Here is a 14,413-nt window from a genome sequence, read left to right as displayed (position 1 = left end):
TTATTTGTAATGATGTTGAAAATCACCATGTGAGAATATTCTCATTATTAAAGGTTGTTTATCAGACAGCATTCATCTCGGCTAAAGAAATGTGATTCGCATTGGGTACAATTGAGATAATATTATTTTCTTTATGGTATAGATGGGGAATATGATAAAATGTGAAAAGATCAATTTAAGTTTTCCTGGTCAACTCATATGCAAAGATCTTAGTTTCGAGGTTTTTGCAGGTGAGTCAATATGTTTTAGCGGACCATCAGGTAAGGGTAAATCTTCATTGTTAAAAGTATTAATGGGATTTATTACACCACAATCCGGGAATATTCAAATTGACGGTTTAGAGTTGAATAGCGATACGATTGCAGCGATTCGAAACAAAATGATCTGGTTGCCGCAAAATAGTAATTTACCTGTTGATTCAGCCAATGAGCTATCTGATTTACTTCAAATGAATGCAGAACAAGTAGAAAGATTTCAACAATTTCAGGATCAGTTGGGAGTTAGGGAATGTGGATTTGATAAAAGTTTTGCTGAAATAAGCGGAGGACAAAAGCAAAGAATTGTTTTGGCTGCATGCTTAAGTCTTGATAAGCCAATAATCCTTCTGGATGAACCAGTTTCTGCTCTTGATGATCATTCCATCGATCTTCTCTTTGCTACATTGAATTCTTTGCCTGACAAAACAATAGTTTCAACTTCCCATAACAAGAAATGGATTGACTATTGCAACAGAACAATTGAGTTATGAAACGTCCATGCCAAAGATATTTTGACACACAGGGGGATGATTATTCCAGCATGGTAAGTTCCATATGGCAAAAGTTTAAAATTATAATCATATGAAAGAAATCGTTGACATAGGAATAGGGAGTTTGGCCTTGGGATTTTTGCTCATGGTTATTCCCATTGCAGGCTTCATCTATTTTAAAGTGAAAATTGTTAAAGAAACTGTTATTGCTTTAATTCGGATGGTGATGCAACTTTCTTTGGTCGCCTTTTATCTGGAATATATTTTTGCATGGAACAATGCCTGGGTAAATGTAATTTGGGTTTGTGTAATGATTTTGGTTGGTACTTTTACTACAATTAAGAGGGCAGGGCTTACCTATCGGTTTTTCATCCTTCCGTTTGCAATTTCAGGATTTATAAGTATTCTAATTTTGGATGCTTTCTTTCTAGGTTTTGTTATTCATCTCGACTATGTTTTTGATGCCCGTTACTTTATTCCTATATCAGGAATGGTGTTGGGAAATGCTTTAAATCATAACATTGTTGGTATCAGCAATTATTTTGGCAGGTTAACTAAGGAACAGGATTTGTATTATTTTCTTTTGGTGAACGGAAATAGCAGAAAGAATTCACTGACACCATTTATCCGCTCGGCCATAAAAAGTGGTTTAAATCCATTAATAGCTACCATGTCTGTAATTGGTTTAATCTCCTTACCCGGGATGATGACAGGACAGATTTTAGGTGGAAGTTCTCCTATGGTCGCCATAAAATATCAGATATTAATTATGCTCGCTATATTTGTTGGTTGCTCTTTAAATCTAATGCTTAGTATTCTTCTGGCAAATCGTTTTGCATTCGACTCTTTTGGACGAATTAAAGCCAATTTATTTAAGAAATAGTATCCCTCGCCAGTTTATAAGAAGTTTTTGTTATTTTGTTGAATATCAATATAAAAGCTTTGCAGTTTATTTTTACGCAACCGTTTTCGTTATTTGAACTAATTCTAAACTTCCTGCTTTGGTTTCTCTTTTGTTGATTTTAAACCAAATATTGGTATTTTAGTACCGAATATTAAAAACAAGACTTGTTTTAATTCCAATTCACAAGCAAAAATATGGATTTTCTTGAAATTTATTTTTACGTTTGCGCCTACTTGGTAAGTTACCTTGAAATGTTTGGCGGACTATAAAATCCATTCCCTACCTCGATCCTTGTGATCAATTTTCTATTCTATTTTTTGAGTAAATGTAATTGATGTTTTAGTACATCAATAATTTTATAATTAGGCACTTTTTTTTTCTAAGTGTTGTAACTTATAGATTAATCAAAATAGTTAAACAAATACAACATGCAAAAGTCTTTATTATTAGGCGTTGAAGCCATTGCTCAAGGAGCAATTGATGGTGGAATGTCCGGAGTTTACGCGTACCCGGGAACTCCGTCTACTGAAATTACCGAATACATACAACATTCGAAACAAGCAAAAGAATTAAACATTCACAGCGATTGGGCTGCGAATGAGAAAACAGCCATGGAATCAGCTCTTGGTATGTCATATGCAGGAAAAAGAGCAATGGTCTGTATGAAGCACGTTGGATTGAACGTAGCTGCTGATTGTTTTATGAATGCTGCTATTACAGGAGCAAACGGAGGAATGTTGATCGTAGTTGCAGATGATCCATCTATGCACTCTTCTCAAAATGAGCAGGATTCCCGAGTATACGGTAAGTTTGCCATGATGCCGGTTTTAGAGCCGTCAAACCAACAGGAAGCATACGATATGGCTCGTTTCGGGTTCGAATTGTCAGAAGCTTTTGAGATTCCTGTTTTAATGAGAATTACGACTCGTTTGGCTCATTCCCGTGCCGGTGTTGCAAGATTTGCTGAGGTAATGGTACAAAATGAGTTGAAACTTCCTGAAGATAAGGTCCAATTCGTATTACTTCCAGCTATCGCGCGTAAGCGTTATAAGAAATTGTTAAGCAATCAGGAGAAATTCGAAGCCGCATCAGAAGATTCAGCTTATAATACATATATTGATGCAGCAGATAAGTCAATGGGTATCATAGCTTGTGGTTTAGGATATAATTACTTAATGGAAAATTATCCTGATGGAGATTGTCCATATCCTGTTGTTAAGATCAGCCAGTACCCAATTCCACGCACAATGATTAAAAAGATCACCGGCGAGTGCGGTAAAGTATTGGTTTTGGAAGAAGGTTATCCTGTGATTGAGGAAATTTTGAAAGGATATTTAGAAAAAGAAGCTGTTATTGGCCGTTTGGATGGTACTCTTTCCCGTGATGGTGAGTTAACTCCGGATATGGTTGGCAGAGCTCTTGGATTTGAAATTGAAGAAAGTCTTGAAATACCAGGTATTGTTGCTGCCCGTCCGCCGGCACTGTGTGTTGGCTGTAGTCATATTGATGTGTACAAGGCGTTGAATGAGGTGATTGCAGAATATGGCGAAGGTCGTGTGTTTGCTGATATAGGTTGTTATACTTTGGGTGCTTTGCCTCCTTTTAATGCCATTAACTCTTGTGTGGATATGGGAGCATCAATTACTATGGCAAAAGGTGCTGCTGACGCTGGTTTAATTCCTTCGGTAGCCGTTATTGGTGATTCAACTTTTACGCACTCGGGAATGACTGGTTTATTGGATGCTGTTAATGAAAGGACTCCAATTACAGTAATTATTTCTGATAATGAATCGATCTCAATGACAGGTGGTCAGAAATCATCTGCTAAAGGCAAGTTGGAAGCAATTTGCGAAGGTTTAGGAGTAGAGAAGGAGCACATTCATGTATTACTTCCCGTGCCTAAGAAACATGATGAGATTAAGGAAATCTTCCGTAAGGAGTTTGAATACAAAGGGGTTTCTGTAATTATTCCACGCAGAGTATGTGTACAGAAGAATGTACGTGATCAGAAAATTAAGAAAGCGACCATGGCAAAAGCTGCTGCTAAAGCTTAATTAAATAATTAACCTGAAAAATGTAAACAGATGAAACGGCCCGCATTAAATAATTATTAAAAAACACAAAAATAGTTATTTGATCGATGGTAAGTTCCATCTGACCTTAATCAAAAAATTACAAACAGATGAAAACAGATATGGTTATAGCAGGTGTTGGTGGTCAAGGGATTTTATCCATTGCTGCTGCTTTAGGTTCTGCTGCACTAGACAACGATTTATATATGAAACAAGCTGAAACTCATGGTATGAGTCAGCGTGGCGGTGATGTTCAGTCATTCATGAGAATTTCGGATAAGCCTATTTATTCCGATTTAATTCCTAAAGGTGGTGCTGATATCATTTTATCAGTTGAGCCAATGGAAGCATTGCGTTACCTTCCTTACTTGAAAAAAGGTGGCTATGTGGTAACTAATTCAACTCCTTTTATCAATATTACTGATTATCCTGAGCAGGAAAAATTGGAAGCAACCATTAAAGCTTTGCCTAATTATGTGTTGATTGATGCAGATAGAATCGCAAAGGAAGAAGTTGGTTCTGCACGTGCTTTTAACTTTGTAATGTTGGGGGCGGCATCTCCTTTTATCGATGTTCCATTTGAATATTTGGAGGAAGGAATTCGTAAAATCTTCGCTAGAAAAGGGGAAGAAGTGGTAGATATGAATATTAAGGCTCTTCATGCCGGACGTAAGTTCTCGCAAGAAAACAGATAGTCAAAACTCAATTATTATACATCGAAATCCCCGTTTGAAAATAATTCCAAACGGGGATTTTTTTATGATTTGTGACAAGAAGATCAAAAATAATTAAACTGTAAATTTTGTGAAGTTTGAGTCAATTTCTCTATTAAAGAAGTGCCTTTACTTTCTTTCATCTTATTTCTTTCGATTTTACACTTGTTTTTTATCCTTTATTGTCTAAGATTTCACTTATTGTCCGCAGGCAGGCTGCAATTTCTCTTTTTAACGGATGATTGGGCATAATTCCACTCTCGGCATCCAGTCCATTTAAAATACCCATCCAAATTGCACTTATGCCAAAGCCAATCAAAACATCCTTTTTGTAATTTTCGACAAATGCCTGTCGGTATTGCTCTGTGAAATTATTGAAATTAACTGCGATTCGGAAAGAATAGGAAGCATCAGGATTTTCACCATTATGCATATGGTAATCAATTATTTTTACAAAAGTGCCGGATAGCTTTTTAGATTCCGATTCTATTTCATCTCTTTTATCCTGATTGATATCCATATCATGTACACCTTTCAGAATCAAATGGTCGATATCTTCAGTGCATATTGTATTTTTTAATAGTATAGGTTCCATGTTTGTTGTATTATTTATAAGAACACCTAAATTACTCGAAAAATATGAGATTGTTTCTCCCTGTGATCATTGTTTCATTAAAATATTTTACAGCAAATAGGAATTGCAATTGCATTCCAACTATTGCTAAAGCTGGCTTTCTATTTTTCATTTACTATTCACGATCAACAGGATGTAAGTCGAAAAGCTTTACTGTTTGTTCTTTTAGTTTGCCAATTCGCAGATTAGAGTATTTGATAGGCTTTACTCTATATCATCAAATTTTTCTTCCTTTTTTACATTTGCTAACGTACGTTTTAATAGGGTTGTATAAATTGGCTGATTCCCCAAAAGTGATGTAAATACAGATGCTGTAACTGTGGTAATGATTAAAGGTAAAATTAATTCATAGTTTGATGTCATTTCTACTGCAAGTACTAATCCTGTTAAAGGAGCTCTAACAGTTGCAGCAAAAATGCCTGCCATTCCTGCTATGGTAAAAACGCCTGGATTTGAAATTAACTGGGGAAAAAATTGTTGCATGCTGACTCCGAACAGCATACCTAAAATAACACCAAGTGTAAGCATAGGTAAAAAAATCCCTCCAGGCATACCAAAACTATAACTGAATAAGGACAGCAGCATTCTGGCGATAAATAAAAACAATAGAAAAGATAAGGTGAAAGAATGATCGAGAACTTTGGCAATTGTATCGTATCCGCCACCTATTATATCCGGAGAAAAGATACCAATTACTGCTATGCTTAGCCCCACAAAAATCCCTGTATAAATAAAGGGCAGTTTCGAGGTGAACTGAAAGAAATCTAAAGATATAATAAGGAGTTTATTGTAGAAAAGACCAATAATACTGCATAATAAACCGAGGCAAATAAACAGCCAGAATCCATATATATTTGGGCTTGGAAATACAGTCATCTGTATAATAGGTTTAGATCCAATCAGCACCCTAACAATAAAGTCTGAGGTGCCTGCACCTATCATAATAGTCGCTAACGAATAAAAATTAAATTTAAAATGGCCGTTCATTTCTTCGATGACGAAAATAATTCCTGCAAAAGGTGCATTAAAGGCACTTGCAAGTCCTGCTGCGGCACCAGCAGAGATCAATGAATTGTTTTCGGTGTCGGGTATGCCTAAGGTGTCTTTTACCATCTTACCAATGTTGGCTCCCAATTGAATTGTAGGTCCCTCGCGCCCCAGCAGCAACCCGCTTCCTAAAGAAAATAAGGAAGCAATAAACTTGATGGGAAGTACTCTTTTCCAACGCATGGGACGTAGCCCATCCAGTGCACCTTCTATTTCCTGAACTCCACTTCCAGAGGCTTCTGGTGCATATTTTTTCACCAAAAACAAAGCGATACTTATTCCGATGATTGCAAACAGAATCGGCCAAAGCCAGCTCAGGAATCCCGATTGGCCTGCCTGATGATATAAGATATCCCTGATATTTTCGATATAGCTAAGTGTATTTCTAAAAAAGCCGCCAACAAGTCCAACAATAAGCCCGATGATGAGTGCATGAAACAGCTGTTTGAAGTGTTTTGCATTTTCGCCGTCAAGTTGATGGCGGGAAATATTGGATATATTAATGGACATAGTAAATCAGAAGATTGTATTGTTTAAAATTGGATTAATTGAATAGGTGGAATGCGAGTTTGATCCCTTGAATGATCATTCCAATTCCCATTATTGAAAGAATAAGCCCCATTATTTTTCCGATTACAGTTATTATATTATGGCCAATCTTTTCAACGATATAGTCACTGAAAAGGAAGGCTAAATAAGTGATGAAGCACATTATTGCAAAAATAAAAATGACTATGCCAATATGTAAATAGTTGTTGTCGGAAACAAAATTCATAGCTGTAACAATTGTTCCCGGGCCAGCTAATATAGGTATTGCCAAAGGGGATACGGCAATGTTTTCATCTACCTTTACTTTTTGCAGGTGCTTTATATTTGATTTTTTTGATTCCAGCATTTCAAAACCTACATAAAAGAGTAAAATACCACCTGTTATTTTAAAGGCAGGTATTGTAATGCCAAATAATTCAAATATGAATTTGCCTAACAGCACAAATATAAATACAATACAAAATGCAATTACAGTTGCTTTTTTATTAATTGCTTTTTTCGTTGATTCATCGGCGTCTTGAACTAATGATGAGAAAATAGGAATATTGGCAATCGGGTTCATTATGGCAAAAAAGCCTGTAAATACAGATAAAGAGTAGGTTAAATATTCTATCATATTGTTATTTTTTTCGTTTTAATTTCACGTACTCGCATATGCCTGACATTAGAGGTAAAGCATGTATCAGTCGCTATGCGACTTGGATCACTTATTTTCGTGTGTTTGTAATTTGTTGTTATTCTGTATTCAACCCATTACAATTTGGGTTTGAAGAATCTCTGTTTTTCTTTGCAAGAGAAATACTCTAATTAGGTACAGCTTTTCATCCAACTAAGGTATCCTTTTTATCAGGCAAAAACGAAAATTAGTAAAGGCAGTCATTTTATTCTATCAGTAATGAGTTAGCCGAAAAGTTTAATTATTTTTTCGCATTGGAAAAATTTGTGATTAATGCTTCCGAAATTATTTGTGTTGAATATAGCGACTGCCAAATCTTAGTATCAAGTAGCCAATAATTCCAGAAGTAAACGAGCCAATCAAGATACCAATTTTAGCCGAATCGATAAATTCAGGATTGGTAATAAAAGCCAGATTGGCGATAAATATTGCCATTGTAAATCCTATTCCAGCCAGAAATGATATTCCTACTACCTGAATGGCTTTCACTCCTTGCGGCAATTCAGCAAATTTTAGTTTAATGCCGATAAAGGATATTAAGGACACGCCAACACTATTTCCAATGATTAAACAAAGTGCAATGTTGATGACCAAAGGCATTTCCAGATTTATATCTGCACCAAATTTGATTCCTGCATTGGATAGGGCAAATACCGGCATAATAAAAAAAGCAACCCAGTTGTGCAGCTTGTGTTCTAAATGCTGCAATGGGGATTGTACCTGACTGGTCCAATCTTCCAAATTGTCGATTTGTTCAATCTGATGATCGGAGAGGATTGGTTTTTCGCATGTTTCTTCAATATCCTTAGCAATGCCCATTAATTTGCGTGAATACGTTTTAATATCAATTTTTTGCCTGATTGGAATTGTAAATGCCATTAACACACCGGCAACAGTAGGATGTATACCTGATTTTAAAAACAGATACCAAACAAGTACGCCCATAATAAAAACGAAATAAGGAAAATAGATATTCCGATATGATAAAAAGACTAATATTAGGATAGGAATGGCCGCATATCCTAATAATATCCACTCGATATTTCCACTATAAAATATTGCGATTACCAATACCGCAATCAAATCATCCACAATGGCAAAGGCGGTTAGGAATACTTTCAAACCCAAAGGTATTCTTTTACCAAGAAGTTTAAGAATAGCTAAAGAAAATGCAATATCGGTTGCCATAGGGACTCCCCATGCATTTGATGTGCTTTGATTGTTATTGAGTAAAAAGAACATGGCCACAGGAACCAACATTCCACCCAAAGCTGCAAAAAATGGAAAACTTGCTTTTCGAACCGTATTTAGTTCGCCTATTAAAAGTTCACGTTTAATTTCCAGTCCAATCAGGAAAAAGAAAACAGCCATTAGTCCATCATTAATCCAGAGTATTATTGGTTTATTCAGTTCGAAATCAGATGTTGTTATCCCAATTTTATATTGCCATAATGAATCGTATAAATGAGCCAGAGGAGAGTTTGCCCAAATTAGTGCAAGCAGAGTGGCAATAAAAAGCAGAATACCACTAAAACTTTCTATTTTAACAAATTTCTGGAATGGGGTGATGAGAAGTTTATCTATCATGGAAGTTTATTTCGTTCATTTAAATCGATTCTGAATTTACGAAAAAATGATCTTTTATTCGCCATTCTGAGTAATTTTCATGCATTAAAAAGCTTGTTTTTTTAATAAAATCCTTTTGGTATTCGCCAAGCTTATTTTTTAGATATTGTGGGAATATTTTGATTAAAATCAGACTAGTCCGGATACTGTATCAGTAGTGGTTTGATAATAGACGAAAATAGGAACCGTAAATTGAATAGTAAGGAAAGTATTGATGTTAATTGGATATTCGAGTAAAGGCTGTACTTATCAGACTTTTGAAGGGATTAAAATTAATTCGGGAGCCATACTCCAGGTAAGACTCCCGAATTTAATTACATCTTTTTTAATTCATATATGTCATTTCTGCGGTCCCGCAAATTTCGTACGCTGCCAAACTGATTCAATTCGCGAAGTAAGTCGATATCTACATCAGCAATTAGAATCATTTCTGTATTCGGTGTTGCTTCAGCTTTAATGCCATTGGCCGGAAAAGCAAAGTCGCAGGGGGTAAATACCATCGATTGAGCATATTGAATATCCATGTTGTGTACCTTAGGCAAGTTGCCTACACTACCTGCAATAGCAACGTAGCATTCATTTTCGATGGCTCTGGCCTGAGCACAATTCCGAACCCGGGAATAGCCGTTTTGTGTATCCGTTAAGAAGGGTACAAACAAAATATCCATTCCTTCGTCGGCAAGCAAACGGCTCAATTCAGGGAATTCAACATCGTAACAAATCAGGATGCCAATTTTTCCGCAATCGGTATCAAAAACTTTCAATTCCGATCCTTTTTGCATCCCCCAAACTTTCACCTCGTCCGGTGTTACGTGAAGTTTCTCATAACGCTCAACACTTCCATCACGTTTGCACAGATAACCGGCATTATACAATCGATCATCCTTAATTTCAGGCAGGCTGCCACTAATAATATTGATGTTGTAAGAAATGGCCAGTTCCGAAAATTTTTGAACGATGGTTTCAGTATGCTCTGCCAATTTTCTTATTGCCTCAGGTTCCGATAAATGATTGTCTTTGGCCATGAGAGGAGCATTAAAAAATTCCGGAAACAAGGCAAAATCCGATCGGTAACCCGAAACAGCATCCACAAAATACTCGGCCTGATGCATTAACTCATCCAAATTATTATAGGAACGCATTTGCCATTGAATCAGACCAAGACGAACCACTTTTTTTATAGTGCTGGGTTTCTTGTTCTTCTTCTCATAGTAAATATTATCCCATTCAAGAAGTACTGCATAGTCGTTAGAATCTTCATCACCTTCCAAATAGTTTTTCAGAATTTTGGCCGGATGAAAATCATTCGAAACCTGAAAATTCAAAACAGGATCGTGAATTTCTTTTCTTCTAACCTTTTCAATGTATTCTTTCGGTGATAATTGATCGGCATATTTGTGATAGTTTGGTATTCGTCCGCCAAAAGCAACTCCTTTTAGATTCAAACGCTCACTCAATTCTTTTCGGTAATCGTACAATCGCCGGCCCAATCGTAAGCCACGAAACTCCGGTTTAATAAAAACATCAATTCCGTACAAAACATCTCCATCCGGATTGTGCGTCGAGAAAGTATAGTTTCCCGTTATTTCTTTGTAAGTATGCTTGTCGTCAAATTTACTATAGTCAACAATAATCGATAAAGCACATCCTGCTATGTGATTATTAACTTTAATTACTACCTGACCGTCAGGGAAATTATCAATTAATGTTTTGATTTGATGTTCTCTCCAATATGAATTAGGCATACTTGTGTACGACTCAATCATGGCTTTTTTAAGTTCCTGATAATCATCTAAACTTAAGAAGGATAATTCAATGTTTTCTATTTCCTGCATTTGAATGTTATTCACAGAGAAGTATGTGCAACAGCGCACAAATCTTTCTGTTTGGAAAGATTAAATATAACAAAATTGAGAATATGAGCTTCTCTTTGGAATTAAAAAATAAATGTTTTAGAATGCTGTAACTGAGTATTAAATTTGCTGATGAATTTAGAGCTTAATTCGCCATAAGATGCTGTGATGTTGATATGTGAATAAAAAAAACTTTCTGCATAGCTTTTTCTCTTTCGTGGATTTTCATTTCCATTCCGGACAAGTATTTTTGAATATTAAATTATTTACAGGAAGTAATTTTAATTGAGATTTGGTAGATTAGGGGGGACTATTTGAGAAAAGCTGCACAATACACCTAATATGAGGATGTATTGTGTATGTTTTAAGATCAATTATTTTTATAGTAAAGCTTAAAATATTGATTTTGAGTAGTATTCATAGTTCAATAGATGATGACAAGCGGTCATTTATTTTGGTAGTTGTCTCTAAAAGTGAAGAAATATTTAGAATCTAAGTGAGTTGCTTGAGCTTATTAGACAGACTGCCGTTAGAGTTATTTAAACCAAAAAAGTATTAAAATGAAATTTAAGAAATTAAAACTTTACACAAATAAACTTGAATCAGAGAAGAGATTCTATTCGGAGATTTTAGGATTTAAGATTTTAGACGAAAATTCTAATTTTTTTTCTTTAGAAATTGGTTGGAGTGAATTATCATTCGAACAATCTGAAATAGAACACAAATATCATTATTGTTTCTTAATTCCTGCCAATAAATTGAATCAAGCACTGGAATGGATGGAAAGAAGAACTAAGGTTATAGATATAGAAGATGGTAGAAAAATTGAAAATTTTAAAAGTTGGAATGCTGATTCATTCTATTTCTATGATGCAAGTGGAAACGTTGCCGAATTTATAGTCAGATATGATTTAAAAAATAATGACGAGTCTGAATTTGATTTTTCGAAAGTTTTAGGAATTAATGAAATAGGTGTAGCTACTAAAGATGTTCAGGAAATAAACCACCAACTTAAAACAGAGTTAGGAACAAAATTTTGGAAAGGTGATTTAAAGAGATTCGGGACCAACGGTTCTCAAGAAGGAATTTTCTTATTACCCAATTACAAATTAAAAGAAATTTGGTTTCCTACTTCAATAATAATAAAACCTGAACCTTTTGAAGCAATTATTGAAAATAACGGAAAAGTATATTGCTTGGAATTTAGAAATGAAAAATTAAGAACTACAGCCAATAATGTGTAAATTTCATAGCGTATCGTGGTTTTCGGAGGGCAGAGTCCCGCATCAAATTTCCGGTACTATCGGACAAAAAATCGACTAGAGAGTCCGCTGTAAAAATTAACATCAGCCATTAATCTCAATTAAGAAAAAAAATAAGAATGATTAAGAACAATAAAATGAGAAGTGGATTAAAAATAGGATTGGGAATAGGATTCATTGTTTTCTTTCAACAATTTGTAAAAGCTCAGGCAAATCAAAATCAACAGTTTTTGCAGCAAGTTGGTGTTACAGATAGTCTTTATTCCCAAATACTAAACGAGTCGAGAACGATTTACATACAATTACCTGTCAGTTACAATCCTGATAAAGATCAAAAATATCCCGTAGTTTTTATTTTAGACGGAGAAATATTTCTACCTACGCTTAGTGATGTGCAAAACTATTATAGTGGAGGCTTTACACCTGAAATGGTGCTAATAGGAATTTCCAATGCTAAAAACAGGATAAGAGATTTAACGACCTCAACTATATCAACGAAATATGGAATGCCGTTTAATGATGAAAATGGAGAGGCTGATCATTTTGCCGAGTTTTTTGAAAAGGAACTTATTCCTTTTATCGAGAATAAATATCCTGTAACCAATTTTAGAACATTAATTGGTCATTCGTATGGAGGTTTGTTTGCCATTTATGCACTAATTCATCATCCAAATTTGTTTACCAACTATTTAGCCATAGATCCAAGCTTGGATTGGGACGATCAAAAACTGTTGAAAGAAGCACAAGGATTATTTGCCACTCAGACATATGAAAACAAATCTTTATTTATGTCTTTAGGAGGACAATTGCACATGCAAAATTCAAAGATAACTCTGGACAATGTAATGCAAGACACAACAGAATTTACTTTGTTTGCCCGTTCGAATATTGCCTTTTCAAACGAGCTAAGGCAAAATGCTAAAAACGGACTGTCTTTCGAATGGAAATTTTATCCCAGAGATTTGCATGGCACAATTCCCTTTCCTTCCATTATGGATGGTTTGATTTCGCTTTTTGAATGGTATCAAATGGAAAATACCGATAAAATAAATTCATTTGACACGCCAAAAGAAGAGCTTCTCAGCATAATAAAATACAGGGAAAAGAAGCTCAAAGACCATTTTGGATATTTTGAACCTCCTTATCCGGAAGAACTTTTAAATATGTCAGGTTATATGAATATGGAGATGGAACAGCTCGAAAAGACAAAAATGTACTTTGAACTTGCCATAGAATATTATCCCGAAAGTGCGAATGCCTTCGATTCGATGGCTGAATATTATGAGACAAAAGGGGACTTAACCAATGCGGTAAAATATGTAACCAAAGCTTTTGAATTAAGTGGCAGTGATTATTATAAGAAAAGAATCGAAGGGCTTAAAATGAGAAAAAGTAACTAAGACTAATGATAACATCCATTAGCACAATATTGATTAAAAAAACTCCTTTGATTTGGTCAAAGGAGTTTTTTAATGTTTATTTCGTTTTCAGAATAGCTTATGATTCAGTTCGCAGCAAATCTTCTTTAAGAATTATTACTCTCTAATTCTTACGAAAATGTGTTTGATATTGCGTTTGCCACTATCCCGTTCGTCAATTTCGAACTGTTGCTGCATCGATTTAAGCAGAGGGGTGAGTTTGTTAAATCCATAGTTTCTAGGATCAAAATCGGGTTTCTTCTTGTTAATTAAAGAACCTAGTTCTGCAAGAAAAGCCCAGCCATCGTCGTCGGCAATGTCTTCAATCGAATTGATCAGAAGGTTAAGAAACTGTTTGTCTATTTTATCAAATTTCTGAGTTTCGGCAGGACTTGCAGTGGCTTCTTTTTTCTTCTCGCGAATTTTTTTACCACTAATAATTTCGATATAAATGAATTTATCACAGGCAACAATAAAAGGATTTGGCGTTTTCTTTTCGCCAATGCCAATAACAAGCATTCTAGATTCTCTGAGCCTTGTAGCCAGCCGCGTAAAATCGCTATCGCTTGATACCAAACAAAAGCCGTCCACTTTACCATCGTGCAAAATGTCCATGGCATCAATAATCATCGCCGAATCGGTAGCATTTTTCCCGGTAGTGTAGGAGTATTGCTGAATAGGAGTAATGGCATGTTCCAGTAAGGCCGGTTTCCAGCCCGCAACAGTTGGTTTTGTCCAGTCGCCGTAAATGCGTTTGATACTTGGAGTGCCTAATTTGGCTATTTCATCAAGCATTCCTTTAATGTTCGAATAGGGAATATTATCGGCATCAATCAGAACCGCCAGGTTCAAATCATTCGTTTCGTTCATAATTTTTTGTAATTAATAGTACGACTAAGGTAAGGAATTGT

12 protein-coding genes are annotated in these 14,413 nt (G+C 35.3%); 6 read left to right on the top strand and 6 right to left on the bottom strand.

What is annotated here, in order from left to right:
- Positions 1-151: 151 nt before the first annotated feature.
- The 4 genes from ACY0M5_RS14680 (at position 152) to ACY0M5_RS14665 (ending at position 4,419) form a co-directional block, all read left to right on the top strand.
- Positions 152-748 carry an ATP-binding cassette domain-containing protein gene (locus ACY0M5_RS14680; RefSeq protein WP_160463458.1) on the top strand — a complete coding sequence of 199 codons (597 nt, stop codon included), beginning with the start codon at positions 152-154 and terminating at the stop codon, positions 746-748.
- A gap of 91 nt (positions 749-839) precedes the next feature.
- Positions 840-1,631 carry an ABC transporter permease gene (locus ACY0M5_RS14675; RefSeq protein ID WP_461629650.1) on the top strand — a complete coding sequence of 264 codons (792 nt, stop codon included), beginning with the start codon at positions 840-842 and terminating at the stop codon, positions 1,629-1,631.
- 449 nt (positions 1,632-2,080) lie between these two features.
- The gene (locus tag ACY0M5_RS14670) at positions 2,081-3,706 is read left to right on the top strand and encodes a thiamine pyrophosphate-dependent enzyme (RefSeq protein WP_461629649.1); all 1,626 of its coding nucleotides are present in this window, start codon (positions 2,081-2,083) and stop codon (positions 3,704-3,706) included.
- Positions 3,707-3,834: 128 nt separating this feature from the next.
- Positions 3,835-4,419 (top strand): indolepyruvate oxidoreductase subunit beta, encoded by a 585-nt coding sequence (locus ACY0M5_RS14665; RefSeq protein ID WP_101307825.1) that lies wholly within the window; start codon positions 3,835-3,837, stop codon positions 4,417-4,419.
- A 190-nt stretch (positions 4,420-4,609) separates the two neighbouring features.
- Here ACY0M5_RS14665 and ACY0M5_RS14660 read toward each other — a convergent pair whose 3' ends face one another.
- From ACY0M5_RS14660 to ACY0M5_RS14640, 5 genes are all read right to left on the bottom strand, one after another.
- Positions 4,610-5,032, bottom strand: coding sequence for a hypothetical protein (locus ACY0M5_RS14660; protein WP_461629648.1), 423 nt, complete (start codon positions 5,030-5,032; stop codon positions 4,610-4,612).
- A gap of 243 nt (positions 5,033-5,275) precedes the next feature.
- Positions 5,276-6,628 (bottom strand): H(+)/Cl(-) exchange transporter ClcA, encoded by a 1,353-nt coding sequence (gene clcA / locus ACY0M5_RS14655; protein ID WP_461629647.1) that lies wholly within the window; start codon positions 6,626-6,628, stop codon positions 5,276-5,278.
- Between the two features lie 34 nt (positions 6,629-6,662).
- Positions 6,663-7,283 (bottom strand): MarC family protein, encoded by a 621-nt coding sequence (locus ACY0M5_RS14650; RefSeq protein WP_156196696.1) that lies wholly within the window; start codon positions 7,281-7,283, stop codon positions 6,663-6,665.
- Positions 7,284-7,628: 345 nt separating this feature from the next.
- The gene (gene nhaA, locus ACY0M5_RS14645; protein ID WP_124992867.1) at positions 7,629-8,930 is read right to left on the bottom strand and encodes a Na+/H+ antiporter NhaA; all 1,302 of its coding nucleotides are present in this window, start codon (positions 8,928-8,930) and stop codon (positions 7,629-7,631) included.
- Between the two features lie 353 nt (positions 8,931-9,283).
- Positions 9,284-10,804, bottom strand: a complete 1,521-nt coding sequence (locus ACY0M5_RS14640) for a carbon-nitrogen hydrolase family protein (RefSeq protein ID WP_124992868.1) — start codon at positions 10,802-10,804, stop codon at positions 9,284-9,286.
- Positions 10,805-11,382: 578 nt separating this feature from the next.
- Between ACY0M5_RS14640 and ACY0M5_RS14635 the strand changes: the two genes are divergently transcribed.
- Together ACY0M5_RS14635 and ACY0M5_RS14630 are read left to right on the top strand one after the other, a co-directional pair.
- On the top strand, positions 11,383-12,066 hold the full coding sequence (locus ACY0M5_RS14635; RefSeq protein ID WP_461629646.1) for a VOC family protein: 684 nt from the start codon (positions 11,383-11,385) through the stop codon (positions 12,064-12,066).
- Positions 12,067-12,203: 137 nt separating this feature from the next.
- Positions 12,204-13,484, top strand: a complete 1,281-nt coding sequence (locus ACY0M5_RS14630) for an alpha/beta hydrolase-fold protein (RefSeq protein ID WP_461629645.1) — start codon at positions 12,204-12,206, stop codon at positions 13,482-13,484.
- Between the two features lie 135 nt (positions 13,485-13,619).
- On the opposite strand, the gene ACY0M5_RS14625 is transcribed toward ACY0M5_RS14630, so the two are convergent.
- Positions 13,620-14,372 carry an NYN domain-containing protein gene (locus tag ACY0M5_RS14625; RefSeq protein WP_124992870.1) on the bottom strand — a complete coding sequence of 251 codons (753 nt, stop codon included), beginning with the start codon at positions 14,370-14,372 and terminating at the stop codon, positions 13,620-13,622.
- Positions 14,373-14,413 lie beyond the last annotated feature (41 nt).

It is taken from the genome of Labilibaculum euxinicum (assembly GCF_963678175.1).
Lineage (GTDB): Bacteria > Bacteroidota > Bacteroidia > Bacteroidales > Marinifilaceae > Labilibaculum > Labilibaculum euxinus.
Note: the sequence above shows the minus strand (reverse complement) of the source record. Positions and strands in the feature narration are given on the sequence as shown.

Bases quoted from the DNA above. Each gene is read 5' to 3' on its own strand.
- ACY0M5_RS14670 (WP_461629649.1), top strand. From the start codon at position 2,081: ATGCAAAAGTCTTTATTATTAGGCGTTGAAGCCATTGCTCAAGGAGCA.
- ACY0M5_RS14680 (WP_160463458.1), top strand. From the start codon at position 152: ATGATAAAATGTGAAAAGATCAATTTAAGTTTTCCTGGTCAACTCATA.
- ACY0M5_RS14625 (WP_124992870.1), bottom strand. From the start codon at position 14,372: ATGAACGAAACGAATGATTTGAACCTGGCGGTTCTGATTGATGCCGAT.
- ACY0M5_RS14630 (WP_461629645.1), top strand. From the start codon at position 12,204: ATGATTAAGAACAATAAAATGAGAAGTGGATTAAAAATAGGATTGGGA.
- ACY0M5_RS14650 (WP_156196696.1), bottom strand. From the start codon at position 7,283: ATGATAGAATATTTAACCTACTCTTTATCTGTATTTACAGGCTTTTTT.
- ACY0M5_RS14635 (WP_461629646.1), top strand. From the start codon at position 11,383: ATGAAATTTAAGAAATTAAAACTTTACACAAATAAACTTGAATCAGAG.
- ACY0M5_RS14675 (WP_461629650.1), top strand. From the start codon at position 840: ATGAAAGAAATCGTTGACATAGGAATAGGGAGTTTGGCCTTGGGATTT.
- clcA (WP_461629647.1), bottom strand. From the start codon at position 6,628: ATGTCCATTAATATATCCAATATTTCCCGCCATCAACTTGACGGCGAA.
- nhaA (WP_124992867.1), bottom strand. From the start codon at position 8,930: ATGATAGATAAACTTCTCATCACCCCATTCCAGAAATTTGTTAAAATA.
- ACY0M5_RS14665 (WP_101307825.1), top strand. From the start codon at position 3,835: ATGAAAACAGATATGGTTATAGCAGGTGTTGGTGGTCAAGGGATTTTA.
- ACY0M5_RS14660 (WP_461629648.1), bottom strand. From the start codon at position 5,032: ATGGAACCTATACTATTAAAAAATACAATATGCACTGAAGATATCGAC.
- ACY0M5_RS14640 (WP_124992868.1), bottom strand. From the start codon at position 10,804: ATGCAGGAAATAGAAAACATTGAATTATCCTTCTTAAGTTTAGATGAT.